Raw genomic sequence first — 20,921 nt, forward strand, 5'->3', positions numbered from 1 at the left:
AAAATGATAATTACAAGCTAAATGTACATATAAATAACCATTGATGTAAATATAAATATACGGTTAACCTGGTTTTAGATGAGATTCAGTAATGCAAACGTTTACTTGCGATAAAAATCATATCGCATTGATTATTTACTTTGTTCTTTCAAAAAACTGTCATATAAGTGGTTTAAAAAGGAGCAATAGACCTTATATTCATGTTGAGACTTGAAAACAGGTCTATAAAGTTGTTTGTAATTAAGGAGGTCAGAATGAGTGACCAAACATTGAACGAAGAATGCCTTGAATTGCTAGATGCTATGGAGATTGGTTTTGAACTGTCAGATTATGAACAGTCAATCGAAGAGCTAGCAGAAGAAATCTTCAATAAATAATCGTTCGTTGAAATCAACATTCATGTTGATACCAGAAAGAGCCAGTGCAAATGCGCTGGCTTTGTGCTTTTATGAAACTAATGTTTTGTACTAGTAAGCACTATGAATTACCTCGCCCACCTTCACATAGCACAACACTGCGAATCGAGCATGTTGGGAAATTTACTCGGGGACTTTGTAAAAGGTAACCCTGAACACCAATATTCAGCCGATATTGTCCAAGGAATAAAGCTGCATCGGTTTGTCGACAGTACGATCGACAGCCATGCACTTATGTTACAAGCCAGAGAATACTTTCCCGGAAAGAGTCGGCGTTTTTCAGGAATAGCATTGGATATGTTCTGGGATCACTGTCTGGCGTCTGAGTGGCGAAAGTACCATGCCACTAGCTTGCGAGATTTTTGTCTTGATGCCGAAAGTAAAGTCCTTGCTGAATACCCAGAAACACTTCCCGAGCGTTTTACGGCTGTCAGCGGGGCGATGTGGAAAGGTCGGTGGCTGGAATCTTATAAGGAAATTGAGAATATCGAGTACGCGCTGCAAAGAATGTCGACTCGTTCGCCAAGAATGGGGGAGCTATCGCGTTGTTTTTATACGTTAGAGCAGCGTTATCAACCATTGAAAGAAATATTCCATACCTTGTACCCAGAGATACTAAACGCTGCGAAAAGATTCTGATAGAATCGGCGACCCTGTTTCATTCGGAAAGTTACCATGTCTTCATTTCAACATCTGGGCCTGTCTCAAGCACTTGCATCTACTGTAGAAAAATTAGGTTTTGACACGCCAACGCCTATTCAGGAGCAAGCCATTCCTCACGTACTTGAAGGAAAAGATGTGCTGGCGGGAGCTCAGACAGGAACAGGGAAAACTGCTGCCTTTGGCTTGCCACTACTCAACAAGCTACTTGATCAGGAAGCGTCGAGAGATCCTCAATCAAATGATGTCTTAGCCTTGGTGGTTGTTCCTACACGTGAGTTGGCTCAGCAAGTGTTTGACAGCTTAACGGCTTATGCGAGTGCGACTGAGATTAAAATTGTGACTGCTTATGGCGGTACCAGTATGAATGTTCAGACACAAAATCTGAGGCAGGGTTGTGACGTATTGATCGCGACACCAGGACGTTTACTGGATCACCTCTACTGCAAAAACATCAATCTTAGAAAAACCAGCTATTTAGTACTGGATGAAGCCGATCGCATGTTAGATATGGGATTCATGCCAGATATCCAACGCATATTGAAAAAGCTCAACCCTGAGCGTCAGACTCTGTTTTTCTCGGCGACATTTGATAAGCGTATTAAGACTATTGCTCATAAATTGATGAATGAGCCAGTCGAGGTTCAGGTAACGCCATCCAATAGTACGGCTGAGACGGTTAAACAGATGGTTTATCCTGTCGACAAAAAGCGTAAAGCTGAACTTCTTGCCTATTTAATTGGTTCACGAAACTGGCAGCAGGTACTCGTGTTTACGAAGACCAAGCAGGGCAGCGATGCGCTTGCGAAGGAGCTTAAACTTGACGGAATCAAAGCTGCGTCGATCAATGGTGATAAAAGTCAAGGTGCACGTCAGAAAGCGTTAGACGATTTTAAATCGGGTACAATTAGAGCATTGATTGCAACCGATGTAGCGGCTAGAGGGTTGGATATTAATCAGCTAGAGCAAGTGGTTAACTTTGATATGCCTTACAAAGCCGAAGACTATGTTCATCGTATTGGTCGTACTGGCCGAGCTGGTCAGGAAGGTCTGGCGGTATCGCTGATGAGTAAAGACGAAGAATACTTGCTCGAAGCGATAGAACGTCTTCTTGACGCGCGTTTACCACAAGAGTGGCTACAGGGCTTTGAACCGAGTATTGAAGAGCCAACGGAAAATGAACGCGAGCGTGGTGGAAGACGAAAAAGCCGCTCTTCGGAAAAACGAAAGATGAAAGCGAAGCTCAAGATTCATGCGAACAGAGGCAAGAAGAAGTAGTTAGCCAAATTATTAAGAGCCGCAGAGATGCGGCTTTTTTTATGCGAGATTAACAAATCATCAATATAAACATAGGATTAACTGTATTTGAGCGATATATTGGTCGCGGGCATTATTCATAAAGGACTTGATATGCAGCTTGAGCTACTCAAAGAAGGTGATGTTGAGAAACTTCTTGAGTTCGAGCTTCAAAACAGAGAATGGTTTGAAGCCAATATCCCCCCTCGTGAGACAGATTTCTATTCACCTAAAGGCGTCAAAGAACACATTCAGGTGTTCTTGCTGGAGTTTGCAGCGAAAACTTTGGTTCCAATGTTGATTGTTGATGAGAGTGGAGCCATTCTTGGCCGCGTAAATGTCTCTAACATTAGCCGTCGCAGGAAGATTGCCCATATTGGTTATCGGGTCGGGAAATCCTTTACCAACCGTGGTGTCGCGAAGTTTGCCGTCTCAAACATTATTCGAGTTGTTGAGAAAATGGGCGTTGAAAAGTTGGTGGCTTACGCATCTACCGAGAACTTGGCGTCACAGAAGGTATTAATTGCTAACGGGTTTCGACCCATAAAGGTCGTAAACAATTACGCAGAAATGCACGGAAAGCCGATTGACTGTATTGAGTATCAGTTACGAATCAATTGAGGAGCAATGGATGATTAAGCAAGTAGGTACAACACAAATCGAAGAATACCATAAAGCAACTTGCCACTGCGGAAGCGTTGAATTGGAGTTGCACCTTCCAAAAGGGATCGATAAACCCAGGCGGTGCGACTGTTCGATTTGCCGTAGAAAAGGTGCTATTGTCGCTTCAGTAAAACTGGATGGAATTCGGATACTTAGAGGCCAAGAGTTGCTAAAGCTTTACCAATTTAATACAGGAACGGCTAAGCACTACTTTTGCTCTGAATGCGGTATCTACACGCATCACCAACGACGCTCAGACCCGACGGAGTATGGCTACAACGTCGGGTGTTTAGAGGGAGTAAATCCTTTTGATTTAGGTGACGTTGTCACTAATGATGGAGTAAATCATCCAGCGGATCGTTGAATCTAAGTAAGGAGTTATCATGGAGTTTCCAATCCAAGCGTCTTGCCAGTGTGGGCAGCTTTCCTATCAACTCAAAGCTGCACCTTTAAAAGTCATCGCATGCCACTGCCAAGAATGCCAGAAATTATCGACCAGCCCATATAGCGTAACGGCTATTGTTAAGGCTGAAGATATTGAATTTCAGGGAGAGTTGAATGAGTGGCAGCGTGTAGCGGAAAGTGGTAACAAAAATTTCGCCAAATTTTGTGGGGAATGCGGTAATCGCGTTTATCACTACAATCCAGATGACAAGGCTACCATTAAGCTTAAGCTCAAACCGGCTGGGGTAGAGCATAGCGCACTCTTTGAGCCCGAAATGCACGTTTGGTTGAGTGAGAAGCAAAGCTGGGTCGAAATACCAAAAGACATCCCATGCTTTGATAAGCAACCTTAAGAAAAGGAGCCTGTAGGCTCCTTTTTTGTTGCGAAACACTTGGCTTTTTATGTTTGATGATAAAGTTATTAAAAAGCAAAGGGTTGGTGTGTGTTTTTATACTGAAAGCCTGTTCTGCCTAGCCTCAACGACCTTGACTTAGCCATTTCATGCACTATTACTTACCGATAGCACCACGTAATGCTGATGGAACAGTATTTGGAGTTATCACTATGAAAAAAACCTTAACTTTGCTTTGTGCGGTTATGGCCTCGACTTCGGTCTTTGCAGCAAGCGATGTCACTGTTTACGGTGACGATTCATACCCTCCTTATTCCTACGTTGAAAGCGGTAGGGTAACGGGGATTTACACCGTTATCTTGGAACGTATTTTTTCTAAAATGCCAGACTACAGTGTGACCATCAAAGGAGTACCTTGGAAACGAGGCTTGTCCGAAGTAGAAGGCGGTAAAATTTTTGCCCTTTATCCACCGTATAAACGCCCTGATCAACGTCCTTACATGGAATACGACATGCCAATACTCGATGAAAAACTGGTTGTGGTTTGTCAGAAGTCAGTATTAAGTAGCCCAAAACCTAATTGGCCTGGTGACTACATGGGCTTAACGATAGGTAACAATGCTGGGTTTTCTGCAGGTGGAGATGAGTTCAGAGCGGCAGTCAAAGCCGGAAAGATCAAACTGAATGAAACGAAAGGCACACCTAAAAATCTGCTCAAATTGATCGCTGGGCGTGTTGACTGTTACATGAATGATGCTCTTTCCATTCAATGGGAGCTTAAAAAGCTTCAAAATGAAGGCAAGTACGATGGTCAAAGCGTTGTAGAGGGTGCCACCATCAGTTCAGAGCAGGGTTTCTTAGGCTTTGCGACCAATGGCGGAAAATTCCCATTTAAAGATGATTTTAAAGCGCAATATCATAAAATTTTGTCTGAAATGAAAGAGAGCGGAGAAGTTGATCAGATAGTGAACGACTTTATTAAATAAGTGACTATTGACATAATAAAAAAACGGAAGCAACAAGCTTCCGTTTTTCTTTTCCGATAAAATCTATTGTATGTATTTTGACCGCTTGAGAAACAAATAATCATTTAGGTATATTCAGAAAGAGAGATAATGCATTGATTTATTAAATGCGTGTCACCTTGTAATATTCAGTAAATCTCATTTCGCTAACAAAAATGACATAAGCTGTGCTTGTTGTATAAGTAAAGTTCAATAAATATCAATGATATATGCGACGAGGAGAGGTGAAAGCGCACAGTGATATTTCTTCTCAAAACGAGTGATTTATTACTACAATCTATCCCATTTTTAAGACACGCCGTTTATAATGCTCATCAACTATTTATAATTGATGAATAAAAGCGCTGGGCAAAAGCGTTATTTATAGTGTGTAAAATATGAGCGCTAAGCATTTGTTGGTAACGACAGTGGTTCTGTCTATTTGCAGTAGTATTTTATGGTGGTGTGTTTATCAGCTCGCTAGCCAAGCGTAGAACAGCTTTCGACAAATAAGGCTCCCGAGTGGAATACTGTTGATTTTCGGTGTTACAAATGAAAAAGCCACCTAATTAGGTGGCTTCGATGTTTATGCGTAGCGGGCGACGAGTAATTCCCAGCTCCGTCGTTGCGCTTTGAAGTCTTGCTTCATCTGCTGGTAACGGACTTTTAGAACGGAATGCTCATACTTCTTCGCTAAATCACTTTTCTTGCTCTCAAGGACTTCTTTCTTCAGTTCGTAATAGTCTGACATCTTACTCATCAGCACATCGAACTCCTTGTTTAATGTTTCATTAAGCAGTGATGCATTTGGAAGCTTACTGACATTCTGAGAGGCTTTCGCTAAGGCTTGCTTTGCCATCGCTTTTTCAATCTTCATCTTTGGAGTAACACGTAGTTTTTTCGTTAGCCCAAGCCACGAACAAGATTTGATCAACCACTTAGTTGGATCGTATTGCCACCAGTGAATACCGTTACGGTAATCGTTCTCAAAGATATGATGATAGTTGTGGTAACCCTCACCAAAAGTGAATACTGCTAGGACGGCATTGTCACGCGCTGTATTTTTATCGGTGTAAGGTTGCGAACCCCAGATATGAGCAAGCGAGTTGATAAAAAATGTCGAATGGTGACTCAATACTAAGCGAACCACACACACCATAAGTAGCATTCCCCAGATATCTTGGTAAATCACACCAAGCAGTAGTGGTACGCCAATGTTCATTAAAATGGCTAGTAGCAAGTAGTGCTTATGTTGCCACATAACAATTTTGTCTTTCTGCAGATCGCGGCAGTTGCCGTAATCTGAATAAGTCGCAGGGTTGTAGTGTCTTAGCATCCAACCAATGTGGGAAAACCAGAATCCACGCTTCGCAGAATAAGGGTCCTTATCATTGTTATCTACGTGCTTGTGATGAACACGGTGATCAGAGCTCCAGTGCAACGCACTATTTTGCAGAGCGAATGCACCGCCAAGAGCAAAAAGTAATCTTAAAGACCAATGAGCATCGTATGTTTTGTGAGACCACAGGCGGTGATAGCCCGCTGTGATTGAAAGGTTACAAAAAGAAAAGGTGATCAGCAGCCAAAGCCAATGCTCTGCCTCGTATCCGAATTCAAAGCCATACCAAGGAGCAACGACAACAGCCACGATAAAACTAGAGAGAAAAAGCGTAACATTTAGCCATATTAGCGGTGGCTTTTCCTTTACAGACATTTCAATTATCCATTCAGCTAACAGTTGTGCGCCAGAATATCAGCGTACATGTGTAAGTCAAATGAAAGTTAAGTGTCGTGTGAGCTCAATGAAGGATTAATTTGTTAGAACTTATAAACCGAATGCTCAATAAGAATCATTGCGAGGAAATCGAAGTAGCCGTGGCAAATAATGTTGGATTTTCTCTAGTATGATTGGCTTTTAGTTAAATGTTTTATAGTATGAAGAGATAAACAATCCTTACAGGAAGTAATAAGGAACTATAAATGGAATTAAAAGTAGCTGAATATAGCGACTACGAACGTATAGCCTCTCTACACACCCAAAGCTGGAAGAAATTCTATCAAGGCCTACTTGCCGCTGACTATCTTAAGCACGATGTTCAGGATGAACGACTAGCCATTTGGCAAACGCGATTGATCAACCCTCCTTTTAACCAGCACGTTCTTTTGCTCGAAGAAGGTGGTCTGTTGTGTGGCTTTATCTGCGCTTTTGGCAACCATGACTTCGAAAAAGGCACCATCATTGATGCTTTACACATTGACGAGGCTTATCGTGGAAGAGGGTTGGGCGTTAAACTGATTGCTGAGATGGCAAAATGGATTGCACAACACTTCCCTGACAATGGCGTATATTTGGAAGTAATTAAGGATAATCAACAAGCTGTGAAGTTCTACGATCACATCGGTGGTCAGCTTGTACAAGAGCGGATGTGGAAAGCACCTTGTGGCAGCCAGGTTCCTGAACTGGTGTACGCTTGGAAATCTGGCGCTGATCTGCTCGAACGTATTAGCATTCATACTCAGACAGAAGTCGTAACAGATTGATACACTTAAGTCCGTTCTCCTGATAATTCTCGGACAATATCCACAAGATCGTTAGGTAGTTTGGCGTCAGCCTCTTTCTCAATTTACCTAACGGTCTATTCAATGAAAAAAACGTTACTATTCACCGCGTTATCTGGCGCGATATTTCTTTCAGGATGTGGAGAGCAAAATCAGGGACAGAAGAAAATGCCAGCGTCACTCGTTGTCGCTGAACAAGCTATCGTTATTCCTCATCAACAAAGCAAATCTTATATTGGCCGTGTTGAAGCCGTTGAAGACACGAACATCACCGCTCAGGTCACAGGTTATCTCAAATCCCGACATTTTGAAGAAGGGCAGATGGTCGAAAAAGGCCAGCTCCTTTTCACTATTGAGCCTTCATCTTTTGAAGCTCAAGTTGCCAGTGCTAAAGCAGCGTTAGCGCAAGCGAAAGCCGAGCTTAAGAAAGCAGAGCTCGATTTCGAACGTGGCAAAAACTTACTTCCTAAAGGCAGCATTTCTCAATCTGAATTCGACAATCTCAACGCTGCATTACTTGGTGCTCAAGCACAGGTTGAAGCGGGTAACGCTCAACTTAACCTAGCGGAAGTTAACTTATCTTATACCCAAATTCGCGCGCCATTTGCGGGCAGAATCAGTGAAAGTAAGCTGAGCACGGGTGATCTCGTCTCTCCTCAATCCGGTGTTCTTACTACTTTAGTGAGCTTAGACCCTGTACACACCAGTTTCAGCGTCAGTGAGCGAGAGCGACTAGAAATGGGCATCGATAGAATTAAGGGCGATGGTTCAGCCGATTCCGTAGAAGTACAGGTGGTTTTGGAAAACGGTCAACCCTTTGAGCATCTGGGTCGCCTTGATTTTCTTGGTAACCGCATAGATTTGAATACAGGTACCATCGCGATGCGCGCTGAAGTGCCTAACCCAGAGTACCGTCTGCTTCCAGGCCAGCATATCCGTGTTGAGCTGAGAGAGAAACAGTCTACTGACGTTGTCGTCATTCCTCGTCGTGCCGTTCAAACCGACCTAGAAGGTAACTTTGTTATGGTTGTCGCCGAAGGCAATATCGCAGAGCGCCGCAATGTCGAATTAGGGCGTCAGATTGAAGAGGGCATCATTATAAGTCGTGGTGTGAACTCTGACGAACAAGTAATCACGCAGGGACTGCAACGAGTGCGAAATGGTGTTCCAGTACGTTTCAACGAAAAATCAGACGTTGAGTAAAGGAGCCTAAATGTTAAGTCGTTTCTTTATCCAGCGTCCTAAATTTGCGCTGGTCATTTCTATTATATTAACGCTTGCAGGGGCAATTTCGCTTGCCGTTTTACCTGTGGCAGAGTATCCAAGAATCAGTCCTCCTTCTGTCAGTGTTTCCGCTTTTTATACAGGTGCGAGTGCAGAAGCGGTCGAACAGGCCATTGCTGACCCAATAGAAACATCCGTCAACGGTGTCGAAGATATGATCTACATGTCTTCGAAAAGTGCCAATGATGGGTCTTACAACCTAAATGTGACATTTGATGTTGGTACTGATCCTGATATGGCTCAGGTCAACGTGCAAAACCGAGTGGCTCAGATTGAGTCTAAACTTCCGCAAGAAGTTCGAATGGTGGGTGTCACGGTGAAAAAACGTTCTCCGGACCTATTGATGGTTCTGAACTTCTATTCACCAAACGGGAAGTATAACGACCAGTTCCTCATCAACTACGTAAACCTGAATCTGAAAGACCAGCTTGCGCGTGTTAAGGGTATCAGTGAAGTAAACGTATTGGGTGGCGGTGAGTTCGCGATGCGCGTCTGGCTCGATCCGGAAAAGATGGCGAACCTAAACCTGACAACCAGCGATGTTCATTCCGCGCTCGCAGAGCAGAACGTTCAGGTAGCGGCGGGGCGTGTGGGCTCAGCACCATATAGTAGTGCTCAGGAGGTTCAGTTTAACCTTGTTACCAAAGGCAGGTTAGAAAGTGTCGATGAGTTTGAAAACGTTGTGCTTCGCGCCAATAGCGATGGCTCGACCATTTACCTTAAAGATGTTGCTCGTGTTGAACTGGGTAAGAAGTTTTACGACGGAACGGGTAAATTCAGAGGTCAAGATGCCTCTATCGTGACATTGTCACTTCAGTCTGGCGCCAATGCGTTGGAAAGTGGCAAAGAAGTGATGGAACTGCTTGAAGACCTCAGTGTGAATTTCCCTGAAGGTCTGGCTTATGAGACCAGCTATGACACAACGGTCTTTGTCGCTGAATCCATTAAGGGTGTTGTTAAAACACTGGTAGAAGCGATATTGCTGGTTATTGCGGTTACCTATCTTTTCCTAGGTAGTGCCCGTGCGACGCTGATTCCTGTTATCGCTATCCCGGTATCTTTGATCGGTACATTCGCTTTCATGCAGCTGACCGGTTTTACGATAAATACAGTAACGCTGTTTGGTTTGATACTGGCAATTGGTATCGTGGTGGATGACGCTATTCTCGTTATCGAAAACGTCGATACGACAATGGCCAAAGATCCTTCGATAAGTCCACGCAAAGCCACTCTGATTGCAATGAAAGAGGTGACGGGGCCTATCATTACCTCGACGCTGGTGTTACTTGCGGTGTTCTTGCCCGTTGCTATGTTACCGGGGATAACTGGCATCATGTATCGTCAGTTTGCATTGACGATCTGTATTTCAGTGGTTATCTCGTCTATCAACGCCTTAACGCTTTCACCTGCACTTTGTTCGTTAGTGCTGAAGCAAGGAGGTGGAAACACCGCTCGTTGGTTCAAGGCGTTTAACGGCGGGCTTGAGCGCGTCACGAATCGCTATGGCCAAGTCGCGGGATATTTGGTTAAGAAATCCCTGCTGCTAGTCGTATTCTTCGTGATCGCTGTGGCGGCAGTGAGCTTTTTCGCTAAAACAACGTCTACGGCATTTGTACCTCAGGAAGATAAAGGTATTTTACTGGTTAACGTTCAGCTACCTGACTCTGCGTCTTTATCACGTACAGAAGCAACGACAGCTGAGCTGGCTAAGATGATCGAACAAGAGCCGGGCATTGATGGCATCACAGTCGCAAATGGCTACTCGCTTTTGACCGGTGCGGCTTCATCGAATGGTGCGACTCTGTTTATCAAACTCCATGATTGGGAAACCCGAAACGGATTTGAAGGCGAGCATTCGGCATCGGCGATTGCCAACCGAATCAACGGTCGGTCAATGATGCAACTTCCTCAAGCTGTCGTATTCGCGATGGGGCCTCCAGCTGTTCCAGGCATGGGCGCTGCATCGGGTTTCGAATTTGTGTTGGAAGATACATTGGGTCGAAGCCGTAGCGATTTAGCCGTGGTGATGAATCAAGTCATCGAAGAAGCGAACAAGCAACCGGAAATTGCCCGTAGCTTTAGTACGTTCCGAGCGAACGTGCCTCACTACTATGTCGATATTGATCGTGAGAAAGCGCAGCAGCTAGGCATTCCACTATCTAGCATCTTCCAAACGCTACAGGGTAACTTAGGCTCCTTGTACGTTAACGACTTTACCATGTTTGGTAAGAACTTCCGTGTAACGATGCAGGCTGATGCTGAACATCGTACTGGTATGGAAGATCTCGAGCGTTTCCATGTTCGTTCATCGGCAGGAGAAATGATCCCACTTAGCACGCTAGTTAGTTACGAACAGATCTTCGAGCCAGACGTTGCGTGGCGATACAATATGTACCGCAGTGCGATTATTCAGGGGCAGCCTGCACCTGGCTATTCAAGTGGTGATGCGATTGAAGCAATGGAACGTGTCGCGGCAGAAATATTGCCTCAAGGTTATCAGTACGAATGGACTGGTATGGCATATCAGGAAGTACTTGCAGGCAACCAAGCGATTTTCGCCTTTGCTTTAGCATTAATATTTATCTATCTGTTCATGGTGGCGCAGTATGAAAGCTGGAGTATTCCGCTGGCGATCATTCTTGTGGTTCCGATAGCAACATTGGGCTCATTCTTAGCCTTGAACCTAACAGGAACGCCACTCAACTTGTACGCACAGATTGGTTTGGTGCTCTTAATAGCGCTCGCGGCCAAGAACGCGATCCTTATTGTCGAGTTTGCGAAAGTTGAGCGTGAGGATAAAGATGCAGCGATTGATGATGCCGCTGTAAAAGGGGGTAAGCTTCGTTTCCGCGCTGTTAACATGACGTCTTGGTCGTTTATCTTGGGCATTTTCCCGCTGATATTTGCTGCGGGAGCAGGGCACGTAAGCCAGAACTCATTGGGTATTTCACTGATCGGCGGCCTACTGTGTGTGCTGCTTGCAGGAACATTCCTGATTCCTGGCTTCTATGCATTGGTGCAGCGTCAACGAGAGAAAATTCATGGCGGTAGTACTAAATTGGTACCACTAGATGACGACTAATCCAACTTAATGCGATAATCCCCTCAGCCCTTTAAGCTAGGGGATTTTTTCTAGGACGGTTATGAAAAATCAGAAAATTGGTTACATGGCGTTGGTGGTGGATGAGTATGATGAAGCCATCGAGTTTTATACTAAAAGGCTAGGTTTTGAGTTAGTTGAAGACACAAATCTAGGCGCAGGTAAGCGGTGGGTCTTGGTTTCTCCACCTGGTGCCGACGGTAGCTGTTTGCTGCTGGCTAAAGCAAGCAATGAAGAGCAACTTTCTAGGGTTGGCAATCAAACGGGTGGGCGAGTTTTCCTATTTCTTCATACCGATGACTTCTGGCGCGACTACAAGGATATGCAGAAAAATGGCATAGAGTTTTGCGAGGAGCCACGAGTAGAAGAATACGGCACTGTCGTTGTGTTTAAAGATCTATATGGAAACAAATGGGATCTTCTTCAACTGAAGAAGTAGGGAGAGGTAATGCGAATTCTATTTGACGTTTTTGGAACCAAGATGTCCGTTGAACGTCGTGATGATGAGTGGATTCTGTATCGAGAATCTGAAACAGGAATGCGAGTAAAAATATACGACGTTTATATTCCTTCAGAGCTTGCTGAGAATGAGCTGCTCACGTTTCTTGATGACATGTACCATGAACATGCAACCGCTACCCAGACCAAAGTGATTCGGCTCAAGTAAAAAGCTCTGTCTAACAGAGCTTTTTATGGGTAGTTTATTTAGCCAGATATTTGTCCATTTCCTCACTCGGCACCATTCCGCCTCCCGTTGCCCAGACCAGATGAGTCGCGTTTTGAAGCTGTGTGTCGGAAAGGCCAAGCCGAGCTAAATATTCTTTATCTTCTGAAACGATAACCGGCCCTTTCATTCCGGCCAATGCAGAGGGTTCAAGCTTAATGTTTTCTGTCTGATGGAGCCTTTTAAGGTGAGTGAACAAGGTTTGATCTGAAACCGTGTAGTAGCCGTCTATCATGCGCTCCATCGCTCTACCGACAAAGCCAGAGGCTCTACCAACTGCCAAGCCGTCCGCTGCTGTGACGTTATCTAGCCCGATATCCTGAACTGAAATTTCATCATGCAAGCCGGTATGGACACCTAACATCATGCAAGGTGAGTGTGTGGGCTCGGCAAAAAGACAATGTACGTGATCCCCAAACGCTAGTTTCAGTCCAAAAGCAACACCTCCCGGACCTCCTCCTACGCCACAAGGTAGGTAAACAAACAGAGGGTGGTCTTCATCAACCTGGATGTTCATTTCTTCAAACTGTGCTTTGAGTCTCTCTCCTGCAACCGAGTAGCCGAGAAAAAGTGTTTTTGAGTTTTCATCGTCAATAAAAAAGCAGTTCGGGTCTTGTTCTGCTTCAAGGCGACCTTGCTCAACGGCAACACCATAGTCGCTATCATATTCTCGAACGGTGACACCGTGATCGCGGAGTTTTGCCTTTTTCCACTCCCTAGCGTCAGATGACATATGGACAGTGACGTTGAACCCAAGTTTTGCGCTCATAATGCCAATGGATAAACCAAGGTTACCTGTTGACCCAACAGCGATGCTGAATTGCGAAAAGAACGTTTTTAGTTCAGGAGTACCGAGTTTTTGATAGTTGTCGTCTATGTTTAGCAGCCCATGTTCAAACGCTAAATTTTCCGCGTGGGTCAGAACTTCATAAATCCCACCCCGTGCTTTAATAGAACCGGAAATAGGTAGGTGACTATCCATCTTAAGTAACAACTGGGCGGCAATTTTGGTTTTGTACTCAGCTTCTAACGCTGATTTCATTGTAGAAATCTCACGAATTGGCGATTCAATGATGCCATTACTGGCTTGGGTTTGAGGGAAGACGTGAGCCAAAAACGGCGCAAAACGTTGCAAACGTGAAGAGGCATCATCGGCATCCGCTTTGTCCAATCCTACGTAAGGAAGTGCAATTTCAGTGGTGGTAACGGATGGGTTGAACCAGCTCGTTTCTTTCAGTTGAACAAGGGTATCAATTAGTGGGTATTGCTCGATAAGGTCGCGCATAATCAGTCATTGGCTTAAGAGTCATGGTCTGATTAAACCCGTGTTCGGCGAGACTAGCAAATGATCATTACTCACTCGTGGATGAATTAAATTCACTCAAATTAAGAGGGAGTTATAGATTTAGTTCGTATAAGATAAATTTATTCACTTTAAGCGACGCCAGCATTAAGAAATGAAAATTGATACAAGCACTCGCATCAATACCCAATTGAACGGAATTCAGCTTTCTAAGCTTTATACATTCGAAGTCGCCGCGCGTTTGGGCTCTTTCGCTTTGGCTGCGCATGAGCTTTGTTTAACACCCAGTGCGGTCTCTCATCAAATAAACAAATTGGAGAATGAGCTAAAGCTTCAGTTGTTTGAACGTCAGCATCGTAAGGTCACGCTCACTTCTGATGGCGAGCAATTATTTGCATCTGTGACGTTAGCTTTGTCTCAACTTAATAACAGTATTGAACAGGTAAGAAGTGGTCATGTCTCGGGTGGTTTGACGGTTTATTCTAGGCCTTCCTTTGCTCATGATTGGCTGGCTCCAAGATTGCATGACTTCTGTAAACAGTATCCGTCAATCGACATCAAGCTGATCACGGGCAACGACACGCTTGATTTAAATCGGCATGGTATTGACCTCGCCATCTACTATAGCAATGTTACCCCTGACGCCAATTGGAGCTTAAAGCTAAATGAAGAACATGTGGTCCCAGTTTGCTCACCATATTATTTAACGCAGCATGCTTTAAGCAATGAGACTCGTGATCTCTCACATTGCACGCTCTTGCACGATAATCAGGCTTGGCACATTCATTCTCAGTTCGATGAATGGAAATATTGGCATGAACATTACGCTGAGTTTGATATACAAAATTGTCGGTCAATCGGATTTGATCAGTCGACTCTTGCAGTAAGTGCAGCAAAACATGGGGCAGGGATTGCGATGGGGAGATGGAGTTTGGTGAAGGAAGACATAGAACGAGGAGACCTTGTGATGCCTTTTCCTAACCGATTGATTAAATCAGGGCATTATTATTACCTTATTGGAGTGCAAAGAACGCTATCTGCCAAGCAGAAGTGTTTTGCGGATTGGATCTCCCGTCAGCTACAAATATGCAAATAAAAAAGCGCTTTGTTTAAAAGCGCTTTTTACCTGTTGTCTAATTCTATTTTGATGTTTGGAACTCTGCTACGGCTTGGTCCATCTCACTCGCTTGCAAAGAAACTTTGTCGACTTCATTCAGGCAGTTTTGAGCAGAGTGCATGTTCCCTTCGGAGATGCTATTAAGCTCTGTAATCGACTCACTTACTTGGTTCATAACGATGCCTTGCTCTTCAATCGCAGAAGCTATTCGTTCCGAGTTAGCCTGAATATTGGTCATGTCAGTAATGATCTGACCTAAGCTTTCATCCAATGTTTCTGAAGCTCCTAGTGTTTGTTGTCCTTGCTCATTACATTGATCTATATTGGTCACAACTGTTGCCATTTGGGTCTGGATAGCGGTGACGACTTTTGTAATTTCTTCAGTAGATTGATGTGTTCTACTTGCAAGCGCGCGAACCTCGTCGGCAACAACCGCAAAGCCTCGTCCTTGTTCACCAGCACGCGCCGCCTCGATAGCAGCATTAAGCGCTAATAAGTTGGTTTGCTCTGCAATACCTTGGATGATATTAACCGCATCACCAATTTTATCTACATGATCGTTTAAGGAGCTGATCGAACCCTGGCTATCAGACAGAATCGACGATAATTGGCCGATGTTTTTCACCGTTTCTTCTACAACTTCACGGCCATGCTGAGCGTTGACAGAAGCCTGTTGAACCCCTTCAACCGCCACTGCAGTGCTTTCTGAAATTTCATTAATGGTTGATACCATTTCTTGTACAGAAGTCGCCATTGTCGATGTGTGATCTGCTTGTACGTGGAACTGCTCAATAACACTCTGTAGCTCGTTATGCATACTTTGAGTACTTTGTGACAGTTCAGAAGACTTGGATTGCGTACCAGAAATAAGTGCTTCTAGTTTGTCCAGTAATCGGTTGAAGTAATTACCAATGGATACGAGTTCGTTTTTCCCTGAAAGTTGAGAGCGAAGGGCAACATTATTTGAGCGAGCGATTTCCTGAATTATGGAAAGTAGGGCTGCGACTTGTAGGTTAATCGAACGAGAAATTTGGAAGATAAAGCCGAGAATAAACACCACGACAGCAATACTGACGCCTTGTTTGATTAACGTTAGCTCTTTTCTGGTAATTTCACTTTGTTCATCGAGTGCTGCTGCGAATGTTTTAAACTGTGTTTCTACTGCATGGGACAACCCGCGAGCATCTCCGAGTAAACCTTCGTTATATTTGAGACCGATAGTTTTCTTCTGAGCAACAACTTGATTAGCTGCAGCGATTAACTGGCTCGCATTGCCCGGTAATAATTGGGCTTGGACTTCACCCTTAGCAACGTTTTTGTCGAATTCGAACAGGTTAACTAATTGTTCGCTGGATAGTGAAGGTTTGAGTTCTTTCAATTCTGTGTTGTATTTTCCAAGGAGCTTCTCTTCTGGTTTTAGTCCAAGTGCATCAAAAGCATTAACGAGGTTGGTAAACCCACTTTGATACTTCAAGATATCCTGCCTGACCTGGGAGCTTGAAGGCAGATCATTATCATCCAAAACAGGAGCTAGTTCAGACTCGAGATCAAGAAAGATATCCATATTCTTGTTGAACTTATCAAGGTACTTCATGTCCTTCCTAAGAAGGAAATCCTTTTCATTTCTCCTTAGATTAAGAAGGCGAATTTCCAGCTTCGCTACAAGTAGATTAGCGTTATTAAGTTGATTGGTGGTTTGGGCGAAATGAGAGGTTGTTAAGAGTAATGATACAACCCCTAAAATGGCGACTGCACCTAATGAATACAGTTTATTCTTGATATTCATGAGACTACCTGAGTTAATTGAGCGGTTAGTTTTATTTACTTCTTTTTGAAGAGTAGTTGCTATTTATAGATATATCAATTGATCTGGTCTGGCCAGAAAAATATGGATACTAACAATGTTAAAGGTGGGAAATATCAGAATGTTGAAACAATTGGAGCGATATCAAGGTTTAATCTTTGATATGGACGGAACCTTAATAGATACCATGCCGTCACACCTAAAAGCATGGGAGATAACGGCCACTGAATTTGGATTTCCTTTTACACAAGAATGGCTTCATAGCTTAGGTGGTATGCCAAGCTATAAAATAGCGGCGGAAGTCAATAAGAAGCATGGTTTAGCACTGGACCCTATGGCTGTTTCTGCTTTCAAGATGAAGGCGTTCAGTGAGCTGGAGAATTTTGGATTACCTATTGAGTCTACTAACGAAGTTCTCGAGCATTTTTATGGTAAAAAGAAAATCGCGGTAGGGACGGGGAGCCAACGCGAAAGCGCAATGCGGCTACTGTCAGAAAGCCAAATCCTCGATAAGCTGGATACTGTCGTGACGGCGACAGATGTTAAACACCACAAACCGAATCCAGATACGTTTTTGATTGCAGCTCAAGAGCTTAACTTGTTGCCAAGTGAATGTGTGGTTTTTGAAGATACAGAGTTAGGTAAACAAGCCGCACACGCAGCGAAAATGGACTGCGTCATGGTAGAAAGCAGTGGGTTGGTTTTCTATCCGTGCCCACAAGAATAAGGAAAGAGCCGCATAAATGCGGCTCTTCTTCGTTTGTTATCTGTCCCAATACGTTTCTTCGAGGCTGTCTTCACGTTCAGGCAGTGCACGTGTTAAACGAGGTGAATGCTGGGTCAACACTTCGTAGCTTACGCGGTTCGCGTACTTACAGATCTGAGACAAAGAAGAATATGTCAGATAAGGCTGATCATGCTTCGATGAGTTTGGCACGTTTACTTGGTGGTGGCTATTAGCCGCCATATCATGTAAAAGTGCCGACAGTGCCGCGTCTCCAGCGCCGTTGGTATTCTTGATTTCTAGTGGTCCACCTAGGTATGGGCCAATATGAGAATATACTTTTACAGGTTTCGCACAGTCGCTTTTACGCATCGCTCGGCTAAATTCGTATTTATTGAACTCTGGAATGTTACCTGGTAGTAGAGGGAGCTCAGTGGTACGCTTGACGGAATCTTCTGTATAGCCCGCCATATATAAACCTACTGGGCCAGACGTACACAATACAAGATCAACCCATTCCAGTGCTTTATCTGCTGCAAGCAGAGGATCTTTTTCACCGGTGAGGGCTTCACCTTCTTCTTCGTTCATTGCAACGATAGAAATGTTTTCTTTAATGTAGTTTTGCCACCATTCCGCATTGCCTTCAATGACCCACTTTGTACCAAGAGTCAGTACAACAGGTACGTTTTTAGATTTAGCAATTTCGATCGCTCGCGCAACGGCTTGCGGCATTGGATCTTCTGGGTTACCACGCATCAGGTATGAAGACACAACTAAAGCGGATGCTTTATCAAATACGTCTTCAGGAATACTATCCGGACGCAGTTTGTTCATGTGACCTTCATTAATAGCAAACGTGCGCTCGCCATTTTCTGATATTAGTGTGTAACAGCGACCGATAGAGCCTTCTACCATTTGGAGATGGTTTAGGTTCATACGAGAAGAAGTACGGCATAGATAGCGGTATGCAAAAGAGCCTACTTCAATATTCTTAGACATTACGCCCAGCAACACAGATTTGCTGTCAGCTAATACTGAGTAGTTGTGAAGTGTGTTACCAATCGTATCACCAGGGTATTGGTGAGTAATGAGTTCACGCTTTACCAGTTCTTCATACAATGCGTCCGCTTTGCTCTCTTCTAAGACCAGAGAATGTCCTTTACTCAAGTCGTACTTAGCTAAGAAGTCATCGTCTACGCGAGCTTCGATATCAACAATTGTTTGGCCAACGCCGACAATGATAGGTCGGTAAAGCTTTGGAGTTTGCTTCATTTGGTTGACAAGTGGATCACGAGCGTGAGTAGGGAAGTAGTGCTTAGATTTGCGCTGTCCAGGAAACTTCATTTTTAGAATGGGGTTGGAAATTTTCGCGCATCATATCACATCAATGTAAGATTGCTTTCATTTTTATTACATAAAAAAGAGCCAAACTGGTACGTTTGGCTCTTTTTTCAACTACTTTTCAGCGGTATGGATGCCATAGGCTTTAGTACCCCATAGTGGCACCGTCGAAAGGCTGTGTTTGAAGCTACCCGATGTCTCTTTAGTAGAATAAGACAGGTACATCAGAGTTTGGTTTTCCGAGTCGAAAATCCGACGAACTTTCATACTTTTAAAGAAAATACTTTTAGACTTTTTAAATACAACTTCGCCATTTTTTGACTTATCAATTGCCGCGATCATTTCCGGTGTGATTTCACCCGTTTGACGACAAGAAATAGAGCTATCACTTGGGTCTGCCAAGCTGAAGTCAGCCTCAATGGAAGCGATATGGCATGTAACCCCTGTAACAACAGGATCTTTGAGATGATTGAGCTTGATGTCTTTCATGGTGAATAAACCCAGGCTGACATCGCCAACTTCGTTATTGTCACAGGCGGTCAACCCGAGCGCTAAAAGAGATACGGTCGCAACTTTCCTTAACATGGTGTTATTTGTCCCAATGATGAAAATCCGTTAGTCAATTGAGCTAGTTTGACACAGAAATCGCCAGATATCCTTAAAATACTTGAGACATCAGATCGTTATCGCTAAGCTTCACGGTAATCCCGTTAGAAAGCAGCGTTTACTGATATGAGCAATAGTGCGATTTCGATTGTTGAAACTAAAAACCAATGGCTAAGCCAGCATATTGATGTTGAGTTTCCAACTAAAGAAAGCTTAGCGGGTCGACAGCTATATTTAGCGAAAAGCCAAGATAGTCAGTTTGAAAAATTGGTAGGCCTTCCTGAGCCTAGTACAATATTTTCAGAGCAAGACATCTTTAAAGTCGATTTTCATCGCCTCACCGTCATGTTCTCTCTGCTTCAGTCTAAAAGGTGGAAAGAACAGAATGAGCAAGAGTTAATCGTTGAGTTTTTAAGTCAGATAATCTTCTCTGAACCTTGTGATCTTTATGTCGGTTTTCAAAATGGAGAACCGTCCGCCGCTGCAATCATTACTAAAAATGGCAAAGAACTTTTAGTTTCTGACGTTGTCAACTTATCTGGTAACAACGATGAGTTTGTCGCCTCCTTATTAACGCATTCAACGTTAGAAGCAACAAATTGCGAAGCGATATACATTGAGTCTTAACTTCACTTTCCTGTAGCCTCTAGTGTTTTCTAAAAATCTATGATAGCTAATCAGTGTTGCGCCATCTCTCCTGAAGCTATTTATGTCATTAGTATTAAATTCATGTAATTAGGGCATAAATTAGTGACAAGCTCGGTGTTTTTACCATGAATTAAGTTACATTTATTTGAAGTGTTAACCCCATCATTTCAATCTCTATAGCGTGGAATAGTATTTTACTTAGTACGTTAAGAAAGGAAGGCGGAATGGGTAAACCTCAAACTCAGTGTGTGATATTCGATTGCGACGGTACTCTAGTCGATAGCGAACGGTTATGCTGTCAGGCTTTATGCGATGTCTTTAATCGTTATGATGTCCATCTGTCGTTAGATATGGCGATAGAGCACTTTGAGGGAGGTAAGCTTGCCGATATTCTTACCGATATGCGAGACCGGCTTGGTCTTTCAGTTTCTCTTGATGAACTTGAGCCAGTTTACCGCGAGGTGCTCGAGCAACTGTTTGAAGCTCACTTGAAGCCAATGGACGGCGTGTTTGATGTCATTAAATACCTTGAAGCAAGGGGCATCGAGTATTGCGTTGCGTCTAATGGCCCAAAAAACAAAATAGAAAAAACATTACGAATCACCGGATTACTGCCTTACTTCAAAGGCAAAATTTTCTCAGCATTTGATACCAATAGTTGGAAACCTGAACCTGATTTAGTGCAGTACAGCGCAATGAATATGGGATTTACACTTAACGAATGCATCTATGTAGACGATACACCAAAAGGTCTCGAAGCGGGAGTTCGCGCTGGTGTTAAGACCGTCCACTTAGTTGGCCTTAACGATAAAATACACTCGGAAAAAGTTGTGAGGATTAAAGGTCTGAGAGATCTAGAAGCTCTAATCTAACCG

The 20,921-nt window shown here is 43.6% G+C and carries 21 protein-coding genes; 16 read left to right on the plus strand and 5 right to left on the minus strand.

Features of this window, described 5'->3' with window-relative positions:
- Window positions 1-254: 254 nt before the first annotated feature.
- From QMA41_RS20555 to QMA41_RS20585, 7 genes are all read left to right on the plus strand, one after another.
- On the plus strand, window positions 255-377 hold the full coding sequence (locus tag QMA41_RS20555; RefSeq protein WP_006960927.1) for a hypothetical protein: 123 nt from the start codon (window positions 255-257) through the stop codon (window positions 375-377).
- A gap of 102 nt (window positions 378-479) precedes the next feature.
- Window positions 480-1,055 carry an ACP phosphodiesterase gene (locus QMA41_RS20560; RefSeq protein WP_039952091.1) on the plus strand — a complete coding sequence of 192 codons (576 nt, stop codon included), beginning with the start codon at window positions 480-482 and terminating at the stop codon, window positions 1,053-1,055.
- 36 nt (window positions 1,056-1,091) lie between these two features.
- A complete protein-coding gene (locus QMA41_RS20565; protein ID WP_021458169.1) occupies window positions 1,092-2,354 on the plus strand; it encodes a DEAD/DEAH box helicase in 1,263 nt (420 codons plus the stop codon).
- A gap of 87 nt (window positions 2,355-2,441) precedes the next feature.
- Complete coding sequence (locus QMA41_RS20570) at window positions 2,442-2,993, plus strand: GNAT family N-acetyltransferase (protein WP_281630497.1); 552 nt, start codon at window positions 2,442-2,444, stop codon at window positions 2,991-2,993.
- A 10-nt stretch (window positions 2,994-3,003) separates the two neighbouring features.
- Entirely contained in the window at window positions 3,004-3,399 is a 396-nt protein-coding gene (locus QMA41_RS20575; RefSeq protein ID WP_281630498.1) for a GFA family protein, read from the plus strand.
- A 19-nt stretch (window positions 3,400-3,418) separates the two neighbouring features.
- Window positions 3,419-3,832: a GFA family protein gene (locus QMA41_RS20580; RefSeq protein WP_281630499.1), complete on the plus strand. Its 414-nt coding sequence runs from the start codon at window positions 3,419-3,421 to the stop codon at window positions 3,830-3,832.
- Between the two features lie 212 nt (window positions 3,833-4,044).
- The gene (locus QMA41_RS20585; protein ID WP_006960933.1) at window positions 4,045-4,818 is read left to right on the plus strand and encodes an ABC transporter substrate-binding protein; all 774 of its coding nucleotides are present in this window, start codon (window positions 4,045-4,047) and stop codon (window positions 4,816-4,818) included.
- A gap of 604 nt (window positions 4,819-5,422) precedes the next feature.
- Here QMA41_RS20585 and QMA41_RS20590 read toward each other — a convergent pair.
- A complete protein-coding gene (locus tag QMA41_RS20590) occupies window positions 5,423-6,550 on the minus strand; it encodes a fatty acid desaturase (RefSeq protein ID WP_038163770.1) in 1,128 nt (375 codons plus the stop codon).
- A 266-nt stretch (window positions 6,551-6,816) separates the two neighbouring features.
- Between QMA41_RS20590 and QMA41_RS20595 the strand changes: the two genes are divergently transcribed.
- The 5 genes from QMA41_RS20595 to QMA41_RS20615 all read left to right on the plus strand — a co-directional run bounded on the left by QMA41_RS20595 (window position 6,817) and on the right by QMA41_RS20615 (window position 12,446).
- Window positions 6,817-7,377 carry a GNAT family N-acetyltransferase gene (locus tag QMA41_RS20595; RefSeq protein ID WP_171748159.1) on the plus strand — a complete coding sequence of 187 codons (561 nt, stop codon included), beginning with the start codon at window positions 6,817-6,819 and terminating at the stop codon, window positions 7,375-7,377.
- A gap of 102 nt (window positions 7,378-7,479) precedes the next feature.
- Complete coding sequence (locus QMA41_RS20600) at window positions 7,480-8,598, plus strand: efflux RND transporter periplasmic adaptor subunit (protein WP_281630500.1); 1,119 nt, start codon at window positions 7,480-7,482, stop codon at window positions 8,596-8,598.
- 10 nt (window positions 8,599-8,608) lie between these two features.
- Window positions 8,609-11,761 carry a multidrug efflux RND transporter permease subunit gene (locus QMA41_RS20605; RefSeq protein WP_281630501.1) on the plus strand — a complete coding sequence of 1,051 codons (3,153 nt, stop codon included), beginning with the start codon at window positions 8,609-8,611 and terminating at the stop codon, window positions 11,759-11,761.
- Window positions 11,762-11,822: 61 nt separating this feature from the next.
- The gene (locus QMA41_RS20610) at window positions 11,823-12,218 is read left to right on the plus strand and encodes a VOC family protein (protein ID WP_281630502.1); all 396 of its coding nucleotides are present in this window, start codon (window positions 11,823-11,825) and stop codon (window positions 12,216-12,218) included.
- A 9-nt stretch (window positions 12,219-12,227) separates the two neighbouring features.
- Window positions 12,228-12,446, plus strand: a complete 219-nt coding sequence (locus QMA41_RS20615; protein ID WP_043010388.1) for a hypothetical protein — start codon at window positions 12,228-12,230, stop codon at window positions 12,444-12,446.
- Window positions 12,447-12,480: 34 nt separating this feature from the next.
- Here QMA41_RS20615 and QMA41_RS20620 read toward each other — a convergent pair whose 3' ends face one another.
- Entirely contained in the window at window positions 12,481-13,788 is a 1,308-nt protein-coding gene (locus QMA41_RS20620) for a D-serine ammonia-lyase (RefSeq protein WP_281630503.1), read from the minus strand.
- Window positions 13,789-13,960: 172 nt separating this feature from the next.
- Between QMA41_RS20620 and dsdC the strand changes: the two genes are divergently transcribed.
- Window positions 13,961-14,902 carry a DNA-binding transcriptional regulator DsdC gene (gene dsdC / locus QMA41_RS20625; protein WP_281630504.1) on the plus strand — a complete coding sequence of 314 codons (942 nt, stop codon included), beginning with the start codon at window positions 13,961-13,963 and terminating at the stop codon, window positions 14,900-14,902.
- 43 nt (window positions 14,903-14,945) lie between these two features.
- On the opposite strand, the gene QMA41_RS20630 is transcribed toward dsdC, so the two are convergent.
- Window positions 14,946-16,709 (minus strand): methyl-accepting chemotaxis protein, encoded by a 1,764-nt coding sequence (locus QMA41_RS20630; RefSeq protein ID WP_031342383.1) that lies wholly within the window; start codon window positions 16,707-16,709, stop codon window positions 14,946-14,948.
- 139 nt (window positions 16,710-16,848) lie between these two features.
- On the opposite strand from QMA41_RS20630, the gene QMA41_RS20635 reads away from it, so the two are divergent.
- Window positions 16,849-17,454, plus strand: coding sequence for a beta-phosphoglucomutase family hydrolase (locus tag QMA41_RS20635; protein ID WP_006960944.1), 606 nt, complete (start codon window positions 16,849-16,851; stop codon window positions 17,452-17,454).
- A gap of 36 nt (window positions 17,455-17,490) precedes the next feature.
- Here QMA41_RS20635 and QMA41_RS20640 read toward each other — a convergent pair whose 3' ends face one another.
- Both QMA41_RS20640 and QMA41_RS20645 read right to left on the minus strand, forming a co-directional pair.
- Window positions 17,491-18,795 (minus strand): inosine/guanosine kinase, encoded by a 1,305-nt coding sequence (locus QMA41_RS20640; protein ID WP_006960945.1) that lies wholly within the window; start codon window positions 18,793-18,795, stop codon window positions 17,491-17,493.
- Window positions 18,796-18,906: 111 nt separating this feature from the next.
- Complete coding sequence (locus tag QMA41_RS20645; RefSeq protein WP_021455494.1) at window positions 18,907-19,377, minus strand: CreA family protein; 471 nt, start codon at window positions 19,375-19,377, stop codon at window positions 18,907-18,909.
- Window positions 19,378-19,524: 147 nt separating this feature from the next.
- Between QMA41_RS20645 and QMA41_RS20650 the strand changes: the two genes are divergently transcribed.
- Window positions 19,525-20,025, plus strand: a complete 501-nt coding sequence (locus QMA41_RS20650; protein WP_171354075.1) for a flavodoxin — start codon at window positions 19,525-19,527, stop codon at window positions 20,023-20,025.
- Between the two features lie 245 nt (window positions 20,026-20,270).
- Complete coding sequence (locus QMA41_RS20655; RefSeq protein WP_040121599.1) at window positions 20,271-20,918, plus strand: HAD-IA family hydrolase; 648 nt, start codon at window positions 20,271-20,273, stop codon at window positions 20,916-20,918.
- Window positions 20,919-20,921 lie beyond the last annotated feature (3 nt).

The sequence above is a fragment of the Vibrio sp. St2 genome (assembly GCF_947311885.1).
Taxonomy (GTDB): Bacteria; Pseudomonadota; Gammaproteobacteria; order Enterobacterales; family Vibrionaceae; genus Vibrio; species Vibrio coralliilyticus.

Excerpts from the sequence above, each read along its gene's own strand:
- QMA41_RS20560 (WP_039952091.1), top strand. The coding sequence starts at position 480 with ATGAATTACCTCGCCCACCTTCACATAGCACAACACTGCGAATCGAGC.
- QMA41_RS20590 (WP_038163770.1), bottom strand. The coding sequence starts at position 6,550 with ATGTCTGTAAAGGAAAAGCCACCGCTAATATGGCTAAATGTTACGCTT.
- QMA41_RS20620 (WP_281630503.1), bottom strand. The coding sequence starts at position 13,788 with ATGCGCGACCTTATCGAGCAATACCCACTAATTGATACCCTTGTTCAA.
- QMA41_RS20635 (WP_006960944.1), top strand. The coding sequence starts at position 16,849 with ATGTTGAAACAATTGGAGCGATATCAAGGTTTAATCTTTGATATGGAC.
- QMA41_RS20650 (WP_171354075.1), top strand. The coding sequence starts at position 19,525 with ATGAGCAATAGTGCGATTTCGATTGTTGAAACTAAAAACCAATGGCTA.
- QMA41_RS20555 (WP_006960927.1), top strand. The coding sequence starts at position 255 with ATGAGTGACCAAACATTGAACGAAGAATGCCTTGAATTGCTAGATGCT.
- QMA41_RS20605 (WP_281630501.1), top strand. The coding sequence starts at position 8,609 with ATGTTAAGTCGTTTCTTTATCCAGCGTCCTAAATTTGCGCTGGTCATT.
- QMA41_RS20615 (WP_043010388.1), top strand. The coding sequence starts at position 12,228 with ATGCGAATTCTATTTGACGTTTTTGGAACCAAGATGTCCGTTGAACGT.
- QMA41_RS20655 (WP_040121599.1), top strand. The coding sequence starts at position 20,271 with ATGGGTAAACCTCAAACTCAGTGTGTGATATTCGATTGCGACGGTACT.
- QMA41_RS20630 (WP_031342383.1), bottom strand. The coding sequence starts at position 16,709 with ATGAATATCAAGAATAAACTGTATTCATTAGGTGCAGTCGCCATTTTA.
- QMA41_RS20645 (WP_021455494.1), bottom strand. The coding sequence starts at position 19,377 with ATGTTAAGGAAAGTTGCGACCGTATCTCTTTTAGCGCTCGGGTTGACC.
- QMA41_RS20610 (WP_281630502.1), top strand. The coding sequence starts at position 11,823 with ATGAAAAATCAGAAAATTGGTTACATGGCGTTGGTGGTGGATGAGTAT.
- QMA41_RS20585 (WP_006960933.1), top strand. The coding sequence starts at position 4,045 with ATGAAAAAAACCTTAACTTTGCTTTGTGCGGTTATGGCCTCGACTTCG.
- QMA41_RS20640 (WP_006960945.1), bottom strand. The coding sequence starts at position 18,795 with ATGAAGTTTCCTGGACAGCGCAAATCTAAGCACTACTTCCCTACTCAC.
- dsdC (WP_281630504.1), top strand. The coding sequence starts at position 13,961 with ATGAAAATTGATACAAGCACTCGCATCAATACCCAATTGAACGGAATT.
- QMA41_RS20595 (WP_171748159.1), top strand. The coding sequence starts at position 6,817 with ATGGAATTAAAAGTAGCTGAATATAGCGACTACGAACGTATAGCCTCT.
- QMA41_RS20600 (WP_281630500.1), top strand. The coding sequence starts at position 7,480 with ATGAAAAAAACGTTACTATTCACCGCGTTATCTGGCGCGATATTTCTT.
- QMA41_RS20565 (WP_021458169.1), top strand. The coding sequence starts at position 1,092 with ATGTCTTCATTTCAACATCTGGGCCTGTCTCAAGCACTTGCATCTACT.
- QMA41_RS20575 (WP_281630498.1), top strand. The coding sequence starts at position 3,004 with ATGATTAAGCAAGTAGGTACAACACAAATCGAAGAATACCATAAAGCA.
- QMA41_RS20580 (WP_281630499.1), top strand. The coding sequence starts at position 3,419 with ATGGAGTTTCCAATCCAAGCGTCTTGCCAGTGTGGGCAGCTTTCCTAT.